Annotated in this window: 20 protein-coding genes; 17 read left to right on the forward strand and 3 right to left on the reverse strand. The window is 73.8% G+C overall.

Annotated features, from left to right (window positions below; genetic code table 11):
* The first annotated feature begins 14 nt into the window (after positions 1–14).
* Positions 15–113, forward strand: a complete 99-nt coding sequence (locus BUE45_RS22390; protein WP_017621272.1) for a 30S ribosomal protein bS22 — start codon at positions 15–17, stop codon at positions 111–113.
* Between the two features lie 220 nt (positions 114–333).
* Complete coding sequence (locus BUE45_RS22395) at positions 334–1,299, forward strand: NAD-dependent epimerase/dehydratase family protein (protein WP_073381380.1); 966 nt, start codon at positions 334–336, stop codon at positions 1,297–1,299.
* A 1,435-nt stretch (positions 1,300–2,734) separates the two neighbouring features.
* Here BUE45_RS22395 and BUE45_RS22400 read toward each other — a convergent pair.
* Positions 2,735–3,526 (reverse strand): HAD family hydrolase, encoded by a 792-nt coding sequence (locus BUE45_RS22400; RefSeq protein WP_073381381.1) that lies wholly within the window; start codon positions 3,524–3,526, stop codon positions 2,735–2,737.
* A 249-nt stretch (positions 3,527–3,775) separates the two neighbouring features.
* On the opposite strand from BUE45_RS22400, the gene BUE45_RS22405 reads away from it, so the two are divergent.
* From BUE45_RS22405 to BUE45_RS22460, 13 genes are all read left to right on the forward strand, one after another.
* Positions 3,776–4,924, forward strand: a complete 1,149-nt coding sequence (locus BUE45_RS22405) for a putative quinol monooxygenase (protein WP_073381522.1) — start codon at positions 3,776–3,778, stop codon at positions 4,922–4,924.
* Positions 4,925–5,111: 187 nt separating this feature from the next.
* Complete coding sequence (locus BUE45_RS22410) at positions 5,112–5,810, forward strand: LmeA family phospholipid-binding protein (protein ID WP_073381523.1); 699 nt, start codon at positions 5,112–5,114, stop codon at positions 5,808–5,810.
* Complete coding sequence (locus tag BUE45_RS22415; RefSeq protein WP_073381383.1) at positions 5,810–6,310, forward strand: thioredoxin family protein; 501 nt, start codon at positions 5,810–5,812, stop codon at positions 6,308–6,310. The genes BUE45_RS22410 and BUE45_RS22415 overlap by 1 nt, the downstream gene beginning before the upstream one ends.
* Before the next feature lie 181 nt (positions 6,311–6,491).
* Positions 6,492–6,578 carry a putative leader peptide gene (locus BUE45_RS34105; RefSeq protein WP_366930680.1) on the forward strand — a complete coding sequence of 29 codons (87 nt, stop codon included), beginning with the start codon at positions 6,492–6,494 and terminating at the stop codon, positions 6,576–6,578.
* 73 nt (positions 6,579–6,651) lie between these two features.
* Positions 6,652–7,074, forward strand: coding sequence for a DUF4395 domain-containing protein (locus tag BUE45_RS22420; RefSeq protein WP_073381384.1), 423 nt, complete (start codon positions 6,652–6,654; stop codon positions 7,072–7,074).
* 88 nt (positions 7,075–7,162) lie between these two features.
* A complete protein-coding gene (locus BUE45_RS22425) occupies positions 7,163–8,008 on the forward strand; it encodes a sulfurtransferase (protein ID WP_073381386.1) in 846 nt (281 codons plus the stop codon).
* Positions 8,005–8,310, forward strand: coding sequence for a DUF1416 domain-containing protein (locus tag BUE45_RS22430; RefSeq protein ID WP_073381387.1), 306 nt, complete (start codon positions 8,005–8,007; stop codon positions 8,308–8,310). The genes BUE45_RS22425 and BUE45_RS22430 overlap by 4 nt, the downstream gene beginning before the upstream one ends.
* 202 nt (positions 8,311–8,512) lie before the next feature.
* On the forward strand, positions 8,513–10,099 hold the full coding sequence (locus BUE45_RS22435) for an alpha/beta hydrolase (protein ID WP_073381388.1): 1,587 nt from the start codon (positions 8,513–8,515) through the stop codon (positions 10,097–10,099).
* Between the two features lie 252 nt (positions 10,100–10,351).
* Entirely contained in the window at positions 10,352–12,442 is a 2,091-nt protein-coding gene (locus BUE45_RS22440) for a hypothetical protein (RefSeq protein ID WP_073381390.1), read from the forward strand.
* A gap of 83 nt (positions 12,443–12,525) precedes the next feature.
* Positions 12,526–13,782, forward strand: coding sequence for a Mur ligase family protein (locus BUE45_RS22445; RefSeq protein ID WP_073381392.1), 1,257 nt, complete (start codon positions 12,526–12,528; stop codon positions 13,780–13,782).
* A gap of 11 nt (positions 13,783–13,793) precedes the next feature.
* The gene (locus tag BUE45_RS22450; protein ID WP_073381394.1) at positions 13,794–14,504 is read left to right on the forward strand and encodes a type 1 glutamine amidotransferase; all 711 of its coding nucleotides are present in this window, start codon (positions 13,794–13,796) and stop codon (positions 14,502–14,504) included.
* Between the two features lie 355 nt (positions 14,505–14,859).
* Positions 14,860–15,780, forward strand: a complete 921-nt coding sequence (locus BUE45_RS22455) for an NADP-dependent oxidoreductase (protein ID WP_073381396.1) — start codon at positions 14,860–14,862, stop codon at positions 15,778–15,780.
* A 56-nt stretch (positions 15,781–15,836) separates the two neighbouring features.
* Positions 15,837–16,526: a DUF4352 domain-containing protein gene (locus BUE45_RS22460; protein WP_245833411.1), complete on the forward strand. Its 690-nt coding sequence runs from the start codon at positions 15,837–15,839 to the stop codon at positions 16,524–16,526.
* 22 nt (positions 16,527–16,548) lie between these two features.
* Here the strand turns inward: BUE45_RS22460 and ygfZ are convergent, their stop codons facing one another.
* Positions 16,549–17,577 carry a CAF17-like 4Fe-4S cluster assembly/insertion protein YgfZ gene (ygfZ, locus tag BUE45_RS22465; protein WP_073381397.1) on the reverse strand — a complete coding sequence of 343 codons (1,029 nt, stop codon included), beginning with the start codon at positions 17,575–17,577 and terminating at the stop codon, positions 16,549–16,551.
* Positions 17,578–17,952: 375 nt separating this feature from the next.
* Positions 17,953–18,504, reverse strand: a complete 552-nt coding sequence (locus tag BUE45_RS22470) for a nitrobindin family protein (protein ID WP_073381399.1) — start codon at positions 18,502–18,504, stop codon at positions 17,953–17,955.
* 188 nt (positions 18,505–18,692) lie between these two features.
* Between BUE45_RS22470 and BUE45_RS22475 the strand changes: the two genes are divergently transcribed.
* Complete coding sequence (locus tag BUE45_RS22475; RefSeq protein WP_073381400.1) at positions 18,693–19,460, forward strand: GIDE domain-containing protein; 768 nt, start codon at positions 18,693–18,695, stop codon at positions 19,458–19,460.
* Between the two features lie 21 nt (positions 19,461–19,481).
* A complete protein-coding gene (locus BUE45_RS22480) occupies positions 19,482–19,844 on the forward strand; it encodes a DsrE family protein (protein ID WP_073381402.1) in 363 nt (120 codons plus the stop codon).
* Positions 19,845–19,917: the final 73 nt, after the last annotated feature.

Below are 19,917 nucleotides of genomic sequence, written 5' to 3' on the forward strand. Positions count from 1 at the left end.
GAGGGTGATCCCTGATGGGTTCCGTCATCAAGAAGCGTCGCAAGCGCATGGCGAAGAAGAAGCACCGCAAGCTCCTCAAGCGCACGCGTATCGCGCGTCGCAACAAGAAGTAGGACCGTCGCGGCGATCGTCGTCTCTCCGCGGGCGCGGGTGTGCTCCGGCACTCCCCGGACGCGGAGAAAATTCCCCTTTTCGGCGATGCCTCGACCAATGTGACGGAATTTTCCGGTCGAGACATCGTTGTGTCTCACGGGTCGCGGTCACCGCTTCACCCTCGGGGTGGAACGGTCCGCGTACCGTCACTCACCGTCTCCTTCCAAGGAACGTGTCGCCATGGCTCGTGTCGTACTCGTCACCGGGGTGTCCAACCCCCTGGCCGCCAGGGTCGCGCAGACCCTGGGTGCGGAACCCGGCGTCGGCCGGGTGATCGGCGTCGACTCGGCGCCGCCCGCCGCCTCGACGGGGTTCGACTACGCCCATGTCGACCTGCACGACGGGAGCCTGGGGCGGATCGTCGCCGACTCCGGCGCCGATCTGGTCCTGCACCTGGGGCTGGACACCGCGCACAGCGCCAACCGCGAGGACAACGTCCTGGGGACGATGCGCGTGCTGACCGCCGCGCAGCGCTCCACCACCGTCCGCCGCCTGGTGGTGCGCTCCAGCGCCACCCTGGACGCCGACGACGCCGCCGAGGTCGAGCGGCACACCCGCGGCCTCCAGCGCCGCCGCCCCGACCTGGAGGTGGCGGTCCTGCGGTTCGCCAACCTCATCGGGCCGGGCGTGGACACCCCGCTCACCCGCTACCTCGACTCCCGGGTCGTCCCCACCGTGCTGGGCAGCGACCCCCAGGTGCGCTTCCTGCACGAGGACGACGGCGTCGAGGCCCTGGTGCGCATGGCGCTCACCGGCGGCACCGGGTTCTTCGACGTGGCGGGCAAGGACAGCGTCCCGCTGTCCCAGTGCCTGCGCCGCATCGGCGGCCACCGGCTGCCGGTCCCGGCCTCGGGCCTGCGCGTCCTGCGCGGTGTGGCCCGGCGCGGCCGCATCGACTACGCCACCGCCAGCGCCGCCCGCGCCGTAGGGACGGGCCTGGCCGCGTCCCTGGACACCCGGACCCTGGAGCGGGCCCTGGAGTGGATCCCGGCGCACAGCTCGGCGGAGGCCTTCGAGTCCTACGCCGACGCCCGCGGACCCCGCCGCGCCCCCGGGCGCCGTGACGGGAGAGGGCCCGGCACGCGCCGCTCGGGCCTGCGCCCCGTGCACGTGCTCGCCCTGGCCAAGACCACCTTGGGGCGCTAGTCCCGCTTTGGGGCGCCGGCCCTGTCTTGGGGCGCCGGCCCTGCCTTGGGTCGCCGGCCGCCGGCCCGCCTGTGCGGACCGGGGGAGTGGATGTCCCGGGGGTGGGGTCGGGGGCTCCGGGCGTGGTCGGGGGCTCCGGATGGGTGGCCCCTGGTGGATTGGGCGGGGCAGGTGTCCGCGGCCCTCACCCCGCACAACCCGGGGTGGGAGCGACACCCTCCGGTTGGGGTCGGGGGCTCCAGGTGGGTGGGCGACCCCTGGTGGCTGGGCGGGGAGGGTGCGCGCGGCCTTCACCCCCAGGGGTTCGCGGAGCCGAGTACGCCCTACCGAAACCCGCTGGGGTCGGGGTGTGGATCAATGCTGACCGGCTGTGTCCGGGGTCCCAGGACAGTGCACGTTTCACCCCCTATGGCGTTGGGAGGGCATGGGTGGGCTCTACGTTCGGGCCGCTTGTCGCGCCCACCGCCCTTTGCAGGGGGCATTCCTCCCGCCGCTGGGTCTGGGGTGGGATCGCCTCGCTTGACCCAGCCCCGGATGACACCCCCACCACCGGCGACGTGCATCGAACGCGCCGGCCTTGCGGTCTGCCGTGCGCCGATTGCGCCGGGGCCAGGTCCACGCTCCGCTGGCCGCCGTTTCCAAGCGGTTGAGCTTTTGGAGAACTCCGGTCGAGCTCTCACCCCCGCCACTTGAGCGGGGAGCGACACCCTCCGGTTGGGGTCGGGGGCTCCAGGTGGGTGGGCGACCCCTGGTGGCTGGGCGGGGAGGGTGCGTGCGGCCTTCACCCCCGTGGGTTCGCGGAGCCGAGTATGCCCTCGTCAACCGCCTGGGGTCGGGGTGGCGATCAATGCTCACCGGTTGTGCCCGGGGTCCAGAGACAGTGCACGTTTCACCCCCTATGGCGTTGGGAGGGCATGGGTGGGCTTTACGTACGGGCCGCTTGTCGCGCGCCTGGTTCTTTGCAGGGGGCATTCCTCCCGCCGCTGGGTCTGGGCTGGGATCGCCTCGCTTGACCCGGCCCCGGATGACACTCCCTTCACTGACGATGTGTGACCAACGCACCGGCCCGGAGATCTGCCGTGCGCCGGTTGCGCCGGGGCCGGGTCCGCGCTCCGCCGGCCGCCGTTTCCAAGCGGCTGAGCTCTTGGAGAACTCCGGTCGAGCTTTCAGCCCCGCGACCTGAGCGGGGAGCGACACCCTCCGGTTGGGGTCGGGGGCTCCAGGTGGGTGGGGGACCCCGGTTGCCGGGGTTTCGGTCATGTGGGGGTGTTTCGGTCTGGGGGGAGTGTGCGGTTTTTCCCGCTTCGTTCCCGGGCGGTCCCCGACTCTTCGCCGGAACTTCCGCGGCCCGGTCGGACGTGCGCCACACGGCTCTCACGCGCCCCGTGGGCGTCCCACGGCGTCCTGGCCGCCTTCCGGTGCCGTTCCGTACCTCTCAGACGGTTCTGCGCTGTCTGGCGGCGCGGATGGCCACCGCACCCACCGCGGCGCCCACCGCCGCCGCGGGGACCGCCACCTTGAGCGCCCGGCGGTGCGTGCGGAAGTCGTGCACCCGCCAGCCGCGGGTACGCGCGTACCGGCGCAGGTCCCCGTCCGGGTTGACCGCGTGGGGGTCGCCCACCAGCGACAGCAGCGGCAGGTCGTTGGAGGAGTCGCTGTAGGCCGAGCAGTCCTCCAGGTCCCAGCCGTGCTTGGCGGCCAGCTCCCGCACCGCCACCGCCTTGGCCGGGCCGTGCAGGAGGTCCCCGTTGAGCCGCCCCGTGTACACCCCGTCCACGTTCTCCGCCTCGGTGCCCAGCGCGCCGGTCAGCCCGAGCCGGCGGCGGATGATCTGGGCCAGCTCCACCGGGGTGGCCGTGACCAGCCACACCGGCTGCCCGGCGTTGAGGTGCCGCTGCACCAGGGCGCGCGTGCCCTCCCAGATGCGGTCGGCCATGGTCTCGTCGTAGATCTCCTCGCACAGGCTCACCAGGTCGTCCACGTCGTGGCCGGCGACGAACGCCAGCGCGGCCTCGCGCGCCGCGTTGATGTGGTCGGGCTGCTCGCTCCCCGTCACGCGGAACACGGTCTGCCCCCAGGCGAAGCGCAGCAGGTCGCGGGTGGTGAACAGGTCGCGCGCGGCCAGGCCCCGGGCGAAGTGGTAGATCGACGCCCCGCGCATCAGGGTGTTGTCCACATCGAAGAAGGCGGCCCCCGCCTGAGTCGGGGACACGACGTCGTGTGACACGGTTCTCTCCTGGCTCGGGTGGGGGAGTCGGTGGTGCCGCCCGCGACGGCCTGTGCCCCCCGTCAATGCGAGCCTACGACCCCTGGTGAGCAGGACGGAGCCTCTGGGACAGGGCGGTAATTCGCGTGATGAAGGTCACAGTAGGGAATGCTGTTTTGCCCTTCATTCTGCGGGATCTTCCCTGAAACGGTCCTCCCGTGCCGATAAGGAGTGCACACCCACCCGCTCACGTGCATCATCATTGTCGGGATGGTGATCGTAGGACTCGCATTCATGAGCGCGCTGGTCGGCTGGAGTGCCACCGCCGCGCTCGCCGCCTACGCCCAGCGGCGTCCCGGCGTGCCCGTCATCGGATGGCTCGTCGCGTCCCTCGGGCTGACCGTGGGGCTGAGCGCGGCCGTGATCGGCGCGCTGTTCGACTTCAACGGCGTGACGTTCCGCCTGCTCCACATCGGCATCAGCCTGCTGGGCCCCCTCTACATGGCCTGGGGCGCACTGGAATACGGCGTCCGCTCCGCGCAGGGCCGCTTCGCCTCGCGCCTGTTCCTGAGCGCCTTCACCATCGTCCCCCTGGTGATCCTGAGCATGGACCGCATCAGCGGCCGGTTCTCGACGGGCTTCCCGGCCCTGGGCGACCACTACGACCTCATCCCGCGCTCGATCGTCAACGTCTCGCAGGTCGTCATCGCGGTCTTCCTCGTCACCGCCGTCGTGGCGGTCGCCCGCCGCCCCGGCGCCGACCGCAACCACCGGCTCGCGGTCGTCGGCCTGGTCGCCCTGGCCGCCCTGCTGTCGATCACGGTGGGCCGCTTGGGGCTGGGCGCGGTCGGACCGCTGCTCATGCTCGGCGCGGTCGCCGCCCTCTGGGGCGCCGCCGCCCTGATGGTGCGCCCGCGGCGCGACCGCTACGACGAGGACGACGACTACTACGACGACTACGAGGACGACGCCGACCGGGATCCCGAAGACGAACTCCTGGAGGAGCCCGTGCGCCGTAAGCGTCGCAACGCCGACCCCTACGACGACTACTACGACGGCCCGCCGGTGCGCCAGTCGCCGCCCGCCAAGCTGCGCGGCGTCATCACCATCTACACCCTCGGCGACGGCCAGGGCCCCGGCTTCGACCGCATCGCCGACGCCGTCGTCGCCGAGGTCGCCTCGCGCGAGCCCGACACCCTGCTCTTCGCCTGCCACACGGTGCCCAGCGCGCCCAGCCAGCGCATCGTCTACGCGATCTACCGCGACGACCTGGCCAAGGAGGAGCACGATCAGCAGCCGCACGTGATGGAGTTCGGCCGCCGCACCGGCTCCCACGTGGTCGCGACCAACGTGATCGAACTCTCCCTCGCCGGCGCCGCCGCCAGCGACGGCCTGGCCTCCCTGCTGATGCCCCGCTGATCTGGAGGAACCCGCCCCGGACGCGAACCGTTGTACGCTCCGGGGCGTCCAATGTCGGTGAAGTACCCTTCCCTGCAGGTTCCCCATGACAGGCGCCCCCCTGGCGCCGATGGCGTGTGACGATGACCGGCCGAGACCACGGGCCGAGAGCCGCGCCGGAGCGAAAGAAAGTGTGCTGGGATTCCAGATGCGTAAGTTTCTTGTCGTCCTCCTCATCCTCCTGGCGGCCCTCGTCGTTGGCGCCGACCTCGGGGGGCGCGCACTGGCGCAGAACATGATCGCCGGCCAGGTGCAGCAGCAGTTCCAGATGGAGCAGGAGCCCTCGGTGGAGATCGGCGGGTGGGCCTTCCTCCCGCAGGCGCTCGGCGGCACCTACGAGGAGATCGTCATCTCCGCCCCCTCCGCGACCTTCGGCGAGTACCCGGTGGAGCAGATCGAGGTCCGCGCCTCGGACGTCGACGCCCCGCTGGCCGAGCTGCTGTCCGACCCCAGTGTGACGGCGGGCCGCATCGACGGCTCCGCGGTCCTGCCCTACTCGATCCTCAACCCCTTCCTCCCCGAGGGCATCACGGTCTCCACCGAGGGCGGCCTGCCCTACGCCAGCGGCGAGCTGGCCCTGAGCGACCTGGGCATCAGCGTCCCGGTCTCCGCGGCCCTGGACATCGCCGTCCAGGACGGCGTCGTCTCCGTGACGCCCACCGACATCCAGGTCGAGGGCGCGCCCACCGACATCAGCGGCCTGGTCTCCAGCATGGTCACGGTGTCCTTCCCGGTGCCCCAGATGCCCTTCGGGATGACCGTCACCGAGGCCGAGGCCGTCTCCGGCGGCCTGCGGGTCGACGGGACCGCCCAGGACGTGCCGCTGATGGGCGCCGAGGCCGCCTGATGGACACCGCCGGCCCGACCGTCCTCGCCGCCACACTGGCCGCGGCCACCGTGCTGGGGCTGCTGTGGCGCCGGGCGCAGGGCCGCTTCCGCGCGCCGGGGCGGTCCGCCGCCCCCGCGGCGGGGGCGGCGGCCGGAGGGGACACGAGGGAGGAGGGGAGCACGACCGTGGCCGACACCGCCGACGGCTCCGTCGTCCTGGACGCAGGGGACCTGGGCTCCGCGCTGGGGGAGCGGGCCACCCTCGTGCAGTTCTCCAGCGCCTTCTGCCAGCCCTGCCGGGCCACCCGCCGCGTCCTGGAGGAGGTCTCCGGGATGGTCGACGGCGTCGCGCACGTCGAGATCGACGCCGAGGCGCACCTGGGCCTGGTGCGCCGCCTGGACATCCTGCGCACCCCCACGGTGCTGGTGCTGGACTCCCGGGGAGCGGTGGTGCGCCGGGCGAGCGGGCAGCCCCGCACGGCCGATGTGATCGCCGCCATCGGCGCCGCCGTTCCCTGACCCCGCGGATCGGAGCGCGTCGGGCCCATTCCCCACCGGATGACCAGGGAATACGCGGGACGGCGGGCGTGAAGTGGCCCCCCGGGCCGGGTCCGTACCCGTTCCGACCGGCCCGAATACGCCGTTCTGTGATCCAGGCCACCCGTGACAAACGTGTCGGGGGGCCTGTAGCGTCGAAGACGTGACTTCCTTGACGAGCGCGTATCTCACGAAGCGACGGGCGGTGGACTTCTGCCGCGTCGCCGCCGCGCTCTGTCTGTGTTCCTAGGGCGTTCGGGCCCGAGCCCGCGCCCCCTCGTGCGACCGATTCTCTTCTCCGTGCACGCCAGGGACAACTCGTCATGCAGGTCGATCCTCGCGGGCAGCGCTTCGCCGCTGCCCTGACCACTCTCGTTTTGGCCGCCGCCCTCGCCTTCGCCCAACCCTGGATCCTGGGGTTCCAGGCCGCGGTGTTCGCGATCGGCCTCCTCGCGGGAGTGCGCAACTCGCCCTACGCCCTGTTGTTCTCCGCCGTCGTACGGCCCCGGTCGGGGCCGCCCTCCGCAACGGAGGACGCCCGGCCGCCACGGTTCGCGCAAGGGGTGGGACTCGCCTTCGCCGCCGTCGGACTCATCGGATACCTGGTGGGCCCCGACTGGCTCGGCGCGGCCGCGACCGCCCTCGCCCTCACCGCCGCCTTCCTCAACGCCGCGTTCGGCTTCTGCGCGGGATGCGAGATGTACCTGCTCGGCCGCCGCCTCACGGCGGCGGGGAAGACGGCCTGATCCCCCACACCCGCCGGACCCCGCATCCGCCGGGCACCGCACAGCACACGCGACACCGTACGCAGCAGAAACAATCAGGAGGTTCCCCATGAGCCGCTCCGACGTCCTTGTGGACGCCGACTGGGTGGAGGCTCACCTGGACGACGCCGACGTCGTCCTCGTGGAGGTCGACGAGGACACGTCCGCCTACGACAAGGGTCACATCCGCGGCGCCGTCAAGATCGACTGGAAGACGGACCTCCAGGACCCGGTCCGCCGCGACTTCGTGGACAGGACCGGCTTCGAGAAGCTGCTGTCCGCCAAGGGCATCGGCAACGACGACCTCGTCGTCCTGTACGGCGGCAACAACAACTGGTTCGCGGCCTACGCGTACTGGTACTTCAAGCTCTACGGCCACGACGGCGTCCGCCTGCTCGACGGCGGCCGCAAGAAGTGGGAGCTGGAGTCCCGCGAGCTCGTCGAGGAGGTCCCCGAGAGGGCGGCCACCGCGTACGAGGCCAAGGAGCAGGACCTGGCCATCCGCGCGTTCCGCGACGAGGTCGTCGAGGCCATCGGCACCAAGGACCTCGTGGACGTGCGCTCGCCCGACGAGTTCGTCGGCAAGCTGCTCGCGCCCGCGCACCTGCCGCAGGAGGCCTCGCAGCGTCCGGGCCACATCCCGACCGCGCGCAACATCCCGTGGGCCAAGACGGCCAACGAGGACGGCACCTTCAAGTCCGCCGAGGAGCTCCGCGAGCTCTACACGGAGGCCGGTGTCGACCTGGAGAAGGACATCATCGCCTACTGCCGGATCGGCGAGCGCTCCTCGCACACCTGGTTCGCGCTGCACGAGATCATCGGCCTGGACAACGTCAAGAACTACGACGGCTCCTGGACCGAGTACGGCTCGCTGATCGGCGTGCCGATCGAGCTGGGGGAGGCCGAGGCCAAGTGAGCGACAGCTGCGGAGCGCCGATCGGCGGGGTCGCCCTCGCCGACGTCGACGCCGGTGACCAGGCGGTCATCCAGGGCACGGTGATCCGGGACGGCAAGCCGCTGCGCGGCGCGTACGCCCGCCTGCTCAACACCTCCGACGACTTCGTCGGCGAGGTCGCCACCGGCGACGAGGGGACCTTCCGGTTCTTCGCCGCCGACGGCGACTGGAAGGTGCGGGTCCTGGCCTCGCAGGGCTTCACCGGCGAGTACCCGGTGACGGCGGAGGTCGGCAAGGTCATCGACCTCCAGGTCCAGGCCTGACCGCACCCGTCCGACGCACGGCGACACGGGGCGCCGGAGGGAACGGCTCGTTCCCTCCGGCGCCCCTTCGTGTTCTCCTTGTGGCATACGGCACGTTACGCCGGTGCACGACCGCGAAACCGCCTCGGTGGGCGATTCGTCCCACCCCTGGAACAGGACGGGGAACGCGGCGGCGGTGCCGCGCTGAGAGGGGAGCCGACAGGTGCGGTACACGGCGGTGCGGGGACTCGCGGGAGCGGCGCTCCTGCTGGTCACGGGATGTACGGCCTTCCCGGCGCAGGAACCGGGGGAGGGGGCCGGCGGTACGGCCGCGATCGACTGGGAGCCCTGCCACGGGCAGGACGAGGAGGGCGCGCTCCCCGAGGACGGCGACCCCGAGTGGACCGCGGCCCTGGAGTGCGGCACCCTCGCGGTGCCCCTCGACCACGACGACCCCGACGGGGAGACGATCGACATCGCCCTCGCCCGGGTGCCCGCCTCCGGCGGCGCCGACCGGCGGATCGGGTCCCTGGTCGTCAACCCGGGAGGCCCCGGCGAGTCCGGGGTCGAGATGCTGGCCTATCCCCAGTTCTCCGACGGCGTCCGGGAGGCCTTCGACCTGGTGGCCTTCGACCCGCGCGGGGTCGGTGGCAGCGGCGGGTTCGCCTGCGGCGACTGGGACGGGTTCGCCACCGCGCAGATGATGGTGGAGGACCCCACGGCCGTCACGGACGCCGAGATGGAGCGGCTGGAGAACTCCGCCCGCACGTACGCGCAGGCCTGCACCGAGACCGTCGGCGCCGACTTCCTCGCCGAGATCGGCACCGTCAACGTGGTCCGCGACCTCGACATGGTCCGCGCCGCGCTGGGCGACGACGCCCTCACCTACGTCGGCTACTCCTACGGCACCTACATCGGCGCCCTGTACGCGGAGATGTTCCCCGGGACCACCCGCGCCCTGGTCCTGGACGGCGCCGTGGAGACCGAGCGGCCCAACCTGGAGGTCGCCCGGGACCAGGCCGAGGCCTTCCAGGCGACCTGGGAGCTGTTCGTCGCCGACTGCTCCGCCGGCGGGACCTGCCCCTTCAGCGGGCCGGAGGCGGCCGACGAGGAGATGACCCGGATCCTCGACCGGCTGGACGCCGACCCGCCCACCGCACGCGGCACGGCGGTGGACGGCGCCACCCTGCTGGGCATGGTGGGCCTGGCGCTGTACGACGAGACCTCCTGGACCGAGCTGGCCCGCACCCTGGACGCCGTGGCGGAGGGCTCCGAGGAGTCCGGCGAGCTGCTGGACGCGCTCTACGACACCACCTACGGGCTCGGCGGGGAAGAGGAGGACGCCGGGGAGGGCGACGGCACCGGCGGGGAGCAGGAGGGCGGCGCGTACCTGGACGCCGAGGCCGCGCTCACGGCCGTCAACTGCGCCGACCGGGTGGACCCCACCGACCCCGGGGCGTACCGGGACGCGGCCGAGGCGATCGCGGAGCAGACCCCGTTCTTCGGCCCCGACCTGGTGTGGGGCCAGCTGCCCTGCGCCTACTGGCCCGACACCGACACCGCCCCGACCGGGTTCACCGCGGCCGACGCGCCGCCGCTCGTGGTGGTGGGCACCGTCGGCGACCCGGCCACCCCCTACGCCTGGGCCGAGGAGCTGGCCGGACAGCTGGAGACCGCCACCCTGGTCACCTACGAGGGCGCCGGGCACACGGTCTACGGCTACGGGCTGCCCTGCGTCGACGACCCGATCGACGCCTACCTGCTGGAGGAGCGGGTGCCCGACGCCGGGCTCAGCTGCCCGGCCCTGTGACCCGCGCCCCCCACCGCCGCCCCGGCGCGGGCGCGGCCCGCGTGCGGGGCGCGGTGCGGCCCGGGACGGGGTCCCGGCCCGGCGCGGGCGGACGGACGCGACGGGTTGTCCACAGGCGGCGGGTGGGCGGTGACAAGGCGGCCCGGCGGTGACACCATCATCCACAAAGCGCGAGGCCCCCGCGCGCGATTGCCGAGTGGATCCCGACCCCGGCCGTCTCCCGCGGACGGCCGCCCAGGAGGTGTTAGGACGGTGCCCCCCACCCCGCGGCCGGAAGGCGCGACCGCGCGCACCTATGTCGGCTGGCGGTACGCGGTCCTGCTGCCCCCGCCCGGCCCGCCGCCGCGCCGCCCCGACCCGGGAGAGGCGGACGACCCGGCCCGGGCCGCGCGCGAGGCCCGGCACGAGGCCGAGGACCGCACCGACCGCCCCCTCTACATCGCCCTGTCCGGGCTCGGCGCCTTCGCCCTGCTGTGCCTGGTGCTGTGGCCGCTGCGGGTGCTGCCCGCCACCCTGGCCGTGGGCGGGGTGGCCGCCTGCGCCGCCATCGCCGTGCCGCTCGTCATCGCCCTGGTCCAGAGCCGCCAGGTGGCCGTCCAGCGGGTGGAGTCCGTCCGGGAGCGGCTGGCCGCCGAGAGCGAGGCCCGCGAACTCGCGCTGCACGCGCGCCTGGACGGGCACGCCCGCGAGCACACCGCCTGGCAGGCCGCCTGCCGGGCCTTCGAGGCCCAGCCGCTCTGGCACGGGGTCACCGCCCCGCCCGACACCGACGCCATCCTGGTCGTGGGCGGAGCCGACGCCGGGTGGTCGGCGCTGCTCACCACCATCGGGGTGTCCCGGCTGCGCGAGGGGGGCGACCTCACCGTCGTCGACCTCACCGGCCATTCCGTCACCCGCGACCTCGTCCGCCTCGCCCGGCGCTGCGCCGTGGCCCCGCGCCGCTGGGTGCTGCCCGCGGACCTGCCGAGCATGACCCTGGGCACCGACCTGGACGCCGGGCAGCGCGCCCGCATCCTCTCGGCGGTCGCCGCCGCCTCCGGCGGCGCGGACGACACCGACGCCGACGAGACCCTCCTGCTGCGGCTCATGGAGGTGCTCGGCCCGCGCGCGGCCATCGCCGAGCTGATCGGCGGGCTGCGCGCCCTGATCACCCCCGAGGACGACGCCGCCGAGGACGACGCGGCGCTCGCCCTGCTCACCCCCGGCCAGCGCGCCCGGGTCCGCGAGCGCTGCGCGGGCGGCCCCTGGGACCGCGCCTGGGAGCTGGAGCGCCGCCTTTCCCCGTTCGAGGCGGTCGGCACCAGGGCCGAGGAGGGCGAGTACTCGCAGGTCAAGATCATCTCCACCGACCGGGCCTCGGGGGAGGTGGCCGCCCGGGTGTACGGCACCTACGCGGTGGCGGCGCTCAGCGAGCTGCTGGAGGCGCCCGGGGTGCCGGGGGCGGCCCGCCGCCCGCGCGGACCGCGCGGGCGCACCGTGGTGGTGTGCGGGGCCGAGACCCTGCCCGAGGGCGAGATCGAGCAGGTGCTGTCCGCCGCCGGGACGGGCGGTGTGGAGGTCGTCCTGATGTTCCGCGACGCCGTGCCCGCCGCCCTGGACCGGTTCTCCGCCCCGGGGCTGCTGCCCGTGGTGATGCGCCAGCGGGACCCCGGGGCCGCCGCCGCTGCGGCCACCGCCGTCGCCGCGTCCGGGAACGGTGGCCTGGCCCTGCACCGGCTCACCGAGCGGGTCGCCGAGGAGGTCGGGGACACCGCCGTCACCCCGGAGGAGGACCCGGACGCCGAGGTGGTCGCCGACGACCGCTACTTCGCCTCGCCGCACACCGAGTCGGGCGCGGTCATCCGCAGTGCGGCCGCCGCCGTGGCCCCGCTGGACCTGGTCCGCCATGTGAGATCGGCCACGGTATGGGGGGAGGCGACCTCCTCCCACGGGTGGGCCGCCGCCCCGCTGGACACCGGGGGCGACCCCGCCCACCGCACCCGCCCGTTCACCCCCGACGCGGCCGGGCTGCTGTCCCTGCCCGCCACCGCCGCCGTGGTCCTGGGCCCCGGCGGTCCGGTCCTGGCCGACACCAATCCGGGTATTCTCACCCTGTCCACGGCAACACTGGCCACAGTGGACGACTCTCGGACCAGTGGTGACGAAAGCGACGGCGCACCCGGCGCGGGAACGGGGGGACAGGGCCGACCACGCGCGGTCCGGCCCCGCGTCCTGCCGACCGTCGCGGTCCCCGACACGCCCGACCGGGCCGCCCCGGCGCCCGCGGGGACCGACGGTGCTCCGGGCCGTGTGCCGCCCAATCTGGGGCCGCCCCCGGAGCGGCTGGACTGGCGGGTCCGATAGCCGGTGGACAATAGGCTTGGCCCGACACATCGCCCGCCGCCGCAACGCATCGGCGCAGGTGATCAAGCGATCGTGGAGAGTACATGAGCGAGCTTCCCTTGCGCGCCCAGCTGGCATCGGTACTGGGGAGGAGTGCGGCCGGCCTGTCCCGGGCCACGGGCCGCGGCGACGGCTCCGTGATCGGCGGCAAGATCGCGCTCAAGGTCGAACCCGACCTGCTCGCCAAGCTCGCCAGGGGCCGCAGGCTCGCCCTGGTCAGCGCCACCAACGGCAAGACCACCACCACCCGCCTCATCTCCCAGGCGCTGCGCGACCTCGGCGAGGTCGCCACGAACGAGCACGGCGCCAACATGCCCACCGGGCACATCACCGCGCTGTCGAACAACCGGTCCGCCGTCAACGGCGTGCTGGAGGTGGACGAGAAGTACCTGCCGCAGGTCCTGGTCGCCACCCAGCCCGAGTTCGTCGTCCTCATGAACCTCAGCCGCGACCAGATGGACCGCGCCTCGGAGATCAACCTCCTCGCCAAGCGCTGGCGCATCGCCCTGGGCAAGAGCAACACCCGCGTCATCGCCAACGCCGACGACCCGCTCGTCGCGTGGGCGGGCCTGGGCGCCCCGCACGCCACCTGGGTCTCCGCCGGGCAGCGCTGGAAGGAGGACTCCTGGTGCTGCCCCGAGTGCGGCGGCCACCTGCGGCGCGAGCAGGACCCGTACTGGGCCTGCCCCGAGTGCGGGCTCTCCCGGCCGCAGACCACCTGGAGCGTGGACAACGACTCCGACGTGCTCGTCACCCCCGAGGGGCAGCGCATCAAGCTCCGCCTCAACCTGCCCGGCGACGCCAACCGCTCCAACGCGGCGATCGCCGCCGCCACCGCGGCCGGGTACGGCCTGCACCCCGAGCGCACCGTGGAGCGCCTGCGCGAGATCACCTCCGTCGCGGGCCGCTACACCTCCGTGGTCACCATGGGCGTCGAGGTCCGCCTGCTGCTGTCCAAGAACCCGGCGGGCTGGCTGGAGTCCTTCGCCGTCCTGGACCCGCCCGCCACCCCGGTCATCCTGTCCGTCAACGCGCAGATCCCCGACGGCAAGGACACCTCCTGGCTGTGGGACGTCGACTACCGCGTCCTGCGCGACCGCCGCGTGTTCGTCATGGGCGAGCGCCGCACCGACCTGGCCCTGCGCCTGGAGACCGACGGCGTGCGGTTCGAGACCGCCGACCGGGTGGACGAGGTGCTGGCCAAGCTCAAGGCCGAGCAGCCCGGCCTCACCAAGGTCGACCTCATCGCCAACTACACGGCGTTCCAGCAGATCCGCACGGCCTACGGCCGCGTCCAGTAGGAGACACCCCCATGACGAACACCAGCGCCCTGCGGATCGTGTGGATCTACCCCGACCTGCTGAGCACCTACGGCGACCGCGGCAACGTCCTCATCCTCCAGCGCAGGGCCGAGCTGCGCGGCATCGCCACCGAGATCGTGCACGTCCACTCCAGCGACGCGGTGCCCGAGCAGGGCGACATCTACCTGCTCGGCGGCGGCGAGGACCGCCCGCAGATCCTGGCGGCCGAGCGCCTGCGCGCCGACGGCGGCCTGATCCGCGCCGCCGCCCGCGGCGCCTGCGTCTTCGCGGTGTGCGCCGGCTACCAGATCATCGGCGAGAACTACGGCGACGACGAGGCCAACCCGCTGCCGGGCCTGGGCATCCTGGACATCCGCAGCGGTCGCGGGCAGAGCCGCGCCGTCGGCGAGATCGTCGCGGACGTGGACCCGGCGCTGGGGGTGGGCCGCATCACCGGTTTCGAGAACCACCAGGGCCGCACCGAGATCGGCCCGTCGGCCCGGCCGCTGTCCACCACGGTGCGCGGGATCGGCAACGACGACCGCACCGAGGGCGCCTACCAGGGGCAGGTGCTGGGCACCTACCTCCACGGTCCGGCGCTGCCGCGCAACCCGCAGCTGGCCGACCTGCTGCTGCGCTGGCGCGTGGGCCAGCTGGCCCCGCTGCCCCCGGCCTGGGGCGAGCGCCTGCACGAGGAGCGCCTGGCCGCGGCGCTGTCCTGACGCGTCCACGGCTCCGACGGCCCGGCGGGGCACCCCGCCGGGCCGTCGCCGTTCCCGGGGCCGGTGCGTTGCCACCGGTCGGCCGTCGTCGCGGGGCCGGCCGGCTCCCCGGGTGCGGGTTCCCGGTTTCGGGCCGTCGCCGTTCCCGGGGGCCGCTCGGCTCCCGTGCTCGGATCCCCGGACCGGGGGCCGGGGAAGCCCGCGCAGGGACGGCGGCAGGTGCGTGCGGGTGTCGCGCGACCGGGGCGGTCCGGTCCCGGCGTCCGGCACCGGTGCGTGCCGGGGCCGTGCCCGGCCGGCGGGGGTGCGGCGCGCCCGGGCGTGGACGCGCCGCGGGGCGACTAGGGTCGCCCACATGAAGGCGATGGCGTTGCAGCGGTACGGCACGGAGGACTCCCTGCGGGAGGTCGACCTGCCCGAGCCCAAGGTGGCCCCGGGCGAGGTCCTGATCGGCGTGCGGGCGGCGGGGGTGAACCCCGTGGACTGGAAGCTCGCCGCGGGCGGGCTGGACCCGGTCATGGAGGCCGGGTTCCCCCTGGTCCCCGGGTGGGACGTGGCCGGGGTGGTCGAGGCCGTCGGCTTCGACACCCCCGAGTACCGGGTGGGCGACGAGGTCTACGGCTACATCCGCAAGGACTGGGCGCAGAACGGCTCCTACGCCGAGCGGGTGGCGGCCTCCGCACGCCTCCTGGCGCCCAAGCCGGCGTCCCTGGACTGGGCGCGGGCCGCGGGGGTCCCCCTGGCGGGTCTGACCGCCCTCCAGGCGATCCGCCGGGTGGGCGTGGGCGAGGGCGACACGGTGCTGGTCCACGCTGCGGCGGGCGGCGTGGGGTCCTTCGCCGTGCAGATCGCCCGGGCCCTGGGCGCCCGCGTCATCGGCACCGCCAGCGAGCGCAACCACGACTTCCTGCGCTCGCTGGGCGCGGAGCCGGTCGTCTACGGCGAGGGCCTGGTGCGGGGCGTCCGTGCGCTGGCCCCAGCCGGGGTGGACGCGGTGCTGGACTTCGTCGGCGGCGGCGCGGCCGAGCAGAGCCTGCCCCTGACGGGTGGTGCGGAACGGGTGGCCTCCGTCGCCGACGCGGAGGTGGAGCGGTTCGGCGGCCACTACGTGTGGGTGCGGCCCTCCACCGACGACCTGGTCGAACTCGGCGGGATGGCCGAGGCCGGGGTGCTGTCCGTGCACGTCGAGCACGAGCTGCCGCTCTCCGAGGCCGCCCGCGCGTGGCGGCTGAGCAAGGAGGGGCGGATCCGCGGGAAGATCGTCCTGACCGTCTGATCCGCCCCGGCCGGAGCCGGCGGGAATGATCCGACTGTGTCCTGTGTCACACGAGTATGGATGCCCGTGACCGCGGACGGGGGTCGGGCGGCCTGCTCCGGGCCGCGGCGATCCCCGTCGCGGTGTTCATCGCCGGGGCGGGGTGCGTCGCGACCGTGGCCGGACTCACCGCCGTCCCGCTCCCGACCGTGCAGGTGACCGTCGGCGGGGAGGAGGACCCGCGGGGCGCCGATCCGCCCGCCCCCGGTGCCGGGGAGCCCTCCGGGCCCGGCCCCGGGCCGGAGGAGCCCGAGAGCCCCGGGGCACAGACACCCGAGGGCGACCGGGAGAGCGCCGGGCCGCACGCGCAGGACGTCCCCCCGTCGGCCTACACCGGGTCCTCCACCGCCTTCGGCCCGTTCCGCGTGCTGGTGGACACCTGTTACACGGACACGACCATCACCGACGGCATGGGCACCCACGCCACCGCACCGTCCGGGACGGAGTACCACATCTACCGGCTCCACGTCACCAACGAGGGGGACTCCCCGGCGGTCTTCGACACACGGGGGACCACCGCCGTGACCACCGGGGGCGAGGTCCTCGCCCACGACGAGGAGGCGGAGTACACGGTGGCCTGGGACTACCTCTGGGACGGGATCGACCCCGGCGACACCGTCACGAGCTACGTCGTCCTCACGGCGCCCGTCGGCACCGAGTTCTCCGAGGTGATGCTCGGCGGGACCGCCCCGATCACCCCGGACTGAGACCGCCGCCCGCGTCCGCCCGCTAGCGGGGGCGGCGGCGCAGGTCGATCTTGGCGTTGGCCCCGGTGTCGGGGTCGACCACGACCTCCTGGCCCGCGGCGATCCCCTCCACCAGCAGGTCGGCGTCGGTCGGCGCCGACCGCTTGACCACGCCCAGCGCGATCGGCCCCAGCTCGTGGTGGCGGGCCGAGGTGCCCACCCGCCCGACGGTGCGGCCGTCCAGCTCGATCGGGGAGCCCACGGCGGGCAGGCGCTCGGCGGTGCCGTCCAGGTGCAGCATGACCAGCCGCCGCGGCGGGCGGCCCAGGTTGTGCACGCGGGCCACCGTCTCCTGGCCCGGGTAGCACCCCTTGTCCAGGTGCACCGGCCTGCCGGTGCCCACCCAGTCGACCTCGTGCGGGATCGTGCGCTCGTCGGTGTCCAGGCCCGCCCGCACCCGGTGCCCGGCGATGCGCTGCGCCTCGTAGGCCCACATCCCGGCGGGGCGGACACCGGTGTCCGTCAGCGCCTGCGCGACCTCCGCCAGCCGCTCGGCGGGCAGGAAGAGGTCGACCTCCTCGCCCGCGACGCGCATGGGGACGTCCTGCCCGGCTGTGGGGCCCAGCACCTGGAGCCGCTCCGGCCCCAGCACGGTCAGCACGGAGCGCTCGGCGCTCAGGTCCGCCACCTCGACCCGCAGCATGAACCGCATCGAGTCCAGGAACCCCGCCAGGGCGGCGCCCCCGCCGGGTTCGGTGTGGATCCACGTGGTGGTGCCGTCGTCGACCAGCGACAGGTGGTGGCGCAGGTGCCCCCGGGTGTCCAGGACCAGGGCCTGGGTGCCGATGCCGGGGGCCAGGTGGTCGAGCAGCTGGCTGGTGAGGTCGTTCAGCCACGAGCGCCGGTCGGGTCCGGTGACCGTCACCACGCCCCGGTTGCTCCGGTCCACCCACGCGCTCGCGCGCTCGATGGCGCGGCCCTCGTGCGCCGGGTCGCCGTAGTGCGCGGCGACCCCGGAGTCGGGGGAGTCGGCGCCCACGGCGCCGGGTGTGCTCAGCAGAGGCGAAGTCATACACCGAGACTAATCCACCCCGGCGGCCCCCCGCGGGGCGAACCGGAAACCCCCGGGCGCCCCCGTTCCACCCCCGGTCCGACCTGCGCTTTCGCTCACGGAAAAAACATTTGCCCCGGGGGTCCCGCAGGACGTACCTTCGGTGTCACGCAGGAAAGGAGGTGGTCCAGAAGATGAAGTCTTTGAGGACTGGCGAGGTGGCCGTCCGCTAGGACGAGCTCGCGTTCGCGCGGCGCTCGTCCGCAGCGAATCCCAACGGACACCCGGATCCCGGGCCGCCGGAAATGGTCCGACCGGCCCCGCCCACACCGGCGGGAAGCGGCCCGGGATCCGTCTTTGCCCCAGGTCCCCGCCACCGGCGCCGCCCGCGGTGCGCTACTGCGCTTCGGCGCCCTTGCCGACCTGCTTGAGCTGCGCCGACATGTACGAGCGCAGCGAGTGGCCGCGCGCCGCCAGGTCCCAGGCGTACCCCAGGGTCTCCCGGTTGTCGCCGAACAGGCCGTAGAGCCGGTGCGAGGCCGTCACGTCGAGGCCGGTGGAGGTGTGCAGCACCGCGTCGGTGGCCATCTCGACCCGGTTCGCGAACACGTTGCCCGCGTACGACTCCAGGAAGCCCTCGTTGTGCGTGATGAGCACCTCCAGGTGGACGATCGGCGCGCCCTCCTCGCGGTCGGCCGGGTCCTCCTCCGGCAGCGCCCGCCAGTACCCGGACTCCTCGGTGACCAGGTCGCCCAGGGTCCCGTCCGGGTTCATCCGCCAGGCCGAGCTGCGGTAGTGCAGGTAGGGCAGTCCCGGCCGGTGCTCGAACACGATCTCCTGGCCGAACTGGAACTCCTCCTCGTCGGCGTAACCGGCGACGCCGACACCTTCCCAGCGGCCGAGCAGGAAGGACAGTTTCGCCAGATCGGCGTGGACATCAGCGTGCATGACACCAGAGCGTAGCGGCCCGCGGGCGCGGCCCGGCCACCGCCATTCCGGGGTGGCCGACCGGACATGCCCAATTGGCCCCGCTTTCTCGGAGAACTGGTAAAGATGATGAACGACGCGGCGTGTCCACGGGGCGAGTCCGACCCGCCCGCGTCCCTACCTCCGAAGCGCGTCATAAGGGGCGGCCTGTGTTACTGGTGATCGGTTCTGTGCTGCTGGTGGCCGCGCTGGTCCTCCTCCCGCTCGCGGCCCTGGCCCTGCGCCGCTGGCGGCGCCAGCTGGGGCTGGCCAGGCTCGAACCGGCCTCCCTGGCCGCGCGCGAGGGCCGGCGCGTCACCCTCACCGGGGTCGCGGCCCCGGGCCCCGCCGGCTCCGTCTCCTCCGGGCTGGCCGGCGTGGAGTGCGTCTGGCAGGGCCACGAGGTGCTGCGCCACTACCTGCCCCTCCAGCAGGAGGGCGCGGTGCAGGAGCGCACCTGCGACTCCATCGCCGACTACGGCTCCGAGGACCTGTTCGGCCTGGTCGCGCAGGGCCGCCCGCTGGACGGCGAGCGCATCTTCGTCGACCCGGCCGGAGCCCCCCGCCCGAAGGACGCCGAGCTGTGCCTCCAGCGCGTCGTGGGCCGCCCCCAGCCCGGTGTCGCCTCACCCGCCGACGACCTGCTGCCCCGCGTGCGCGGGCGCATCTCCGGGGTGTTCCGCGGCGAGACCATCGAGTTCGAGTACCGCGAGTGGGTCATCCGGCCGGGTGCGCCGGTGCGCGTCACCGGTGAGCTGCGCGAACGCGACGGCCGACTCGTCGTGGTCGCCCCCGAGGACGGCGCCCTCGCCGTCGAGCACGGCGTGGCCGACCGCGCCCCCCACGCCTCGCCCCGCCGCCGGGAGGCACTGCTGGTCACGGTCGCCTTCGCGGTGACGGCGCTGTCCGGGCTGCTCCTGGTCCTGCTGGGACTCTGAGCGGCCGGTAGGCTGGCGGCCATGCCCCCTTCCCTCGTGATCAAGGTCACGGCAGGTGCCGACGACCCCGAACGCTGCAACCAGGGTTTCACCGTCGCCGCCACCGCCGCGGCCTCCGGGGTGCCCGTCTCCCTCTGGCTGACCGGCGAGGCCGCCTGGTTCGCCGTGCCCGGTCGCGCGGAGGGGTTCGCCCTCCCGCACGCGGCCCCGCTGGCCGACCTGCTGGCCGTCGTCCTGGCGGCCGGGGGCGTCACCGTGTGCACCCAGTGCGCGGCCCGGCGCGACCTCACCGAGGACGACCTCCTCGACGGGGTCCGCATCGCCGGGGCCGCCTCCTTCGTCGAGGAGATCACCACCGACGGGGCCAGGCCCCTGGTCTACTGAGGGACCGCTCGCCGGGGTCCGCGGGCCGTGCCGGGGCGCGGACCCCGGACACGACGGTGCCCGCGCCCCTGGG

The organism is Nocardiopsis flavescens, from assembly GCF_900141985.1.
Taxonomy (GTDB): Bacteria; Actinomycetota; Actinomycetes; order Streptosporangiales; family Streptosporangiaceae; genus Nocardiopsis; species Nocardiopsis flavescens.

What these genes read in the sequence shown, in the direction of transcription:
- BUE45_RS22480 (WP_073381402.1), top strand. Translation starts at nt 19,482, where the DNA reads ATGCCCCCTTCCCTCGTGATCAAGGTCACGGCAGGTGCCGACGACCCC.
- BUE45_RS22405 (WP_073381522.1), top strand. Translation starts at nt 3,776, where the DNA reads ATGGTGATCGTAGGACTCGCATTCATGAGCGCGCTGGTCGGCTGGAGT.
- BUE45_RS22395 (WP_073381380.1), top strand. Translation starts at nt 334, where the DNA reads ATGGCTCGTGTCGTACTCGTCACCGGGGTGTCCAACCCCCTGGCCGCC.
- BUE45_RS22455 (WP_073381396.1), top strand. Translation starts at nt 14,860, where the DNA reads ATGAAGGCGATGGCGTTGCAGCGGTACGGCACGGAGGACTCCCTGCGG.
- BUE45_RS22450 (WP_073381394.1), top strand. Translation starts at nt 13,794, where the DNA reads ATGACGAACACCAGCGCCCTGCGGATCGTGTGGATCTACCCCGACCTG.
- BUE45_RS22460 (WP_245833411.1), top strand. Translation starts at nt 15,837, where the DNA reads ATGGATGCCCGTGACCGCGGACGGGGGTCGGGCGGCCTGCTCCGGGCC.
- BUE45_RS22390 (WP_017621272.1), top strand. Translation starts at nt 15, where the DNA reads ATGGGTTCCGTCATCAAGAAGCGTCGCAAGCGCATGGCGAAGAAGAAG.
- BUE45_RS22415 (WP_073381383.1), top strand. Translation starts at nt 5,810, where the DNA reads ATGGACACCGCCGGCCCGACCGTCCTCGCCGCCACACTGGCCGCGGCC.
- BUE45_RS22445 (WP_073381392.1), top strand. Translation starts at nt 12,526, where the DNA reads ATGAGCGAGCTTCCCTTGCGCGCCCAGCTGGCATCGGTACTGGGGAGG.
- BUE45_RS22425 (WP_073381386.1), top strand. Translation starts at nt 7,163, where the DNA reads ATGAGCCGCTCCGACGTCCTTGTGGACGCCGACTGGGTGGAGGCTCAC.
- BUE45_RS22410 (WP_073381523.1), top strand. Translation starts at nt 5,112, where the DNA reads ATGCGTAAGTTTCTTGTCGTCCTCCTCATCCTCCTGGCGGCCCTCGTC.
- BUE45_RS22420 (WP_073381384.1), top strand. Translation starts at nt 6,652, where the DNA reads ATGCAGGTCGATCCTCGCGGGCAGCGCTTCGCCGCTGCCCTGACCACT.
- ygfZ (WP_073381397.1), bottom strand. Translation starts at nt 17,577, where the DNA reads ATGACTTCGCCTCTGCTGAGCACACCCGGCGCCGTGGGCGCCGACTCC.
- BUE45_RS22470 (WP_073381399.1), bottom strand. Translation starts at nt 18,504, where the DNA reads ATGCACGCTGATGTCCACGCCGATCTGGCGAAACTGTCCTTCCTGCTC.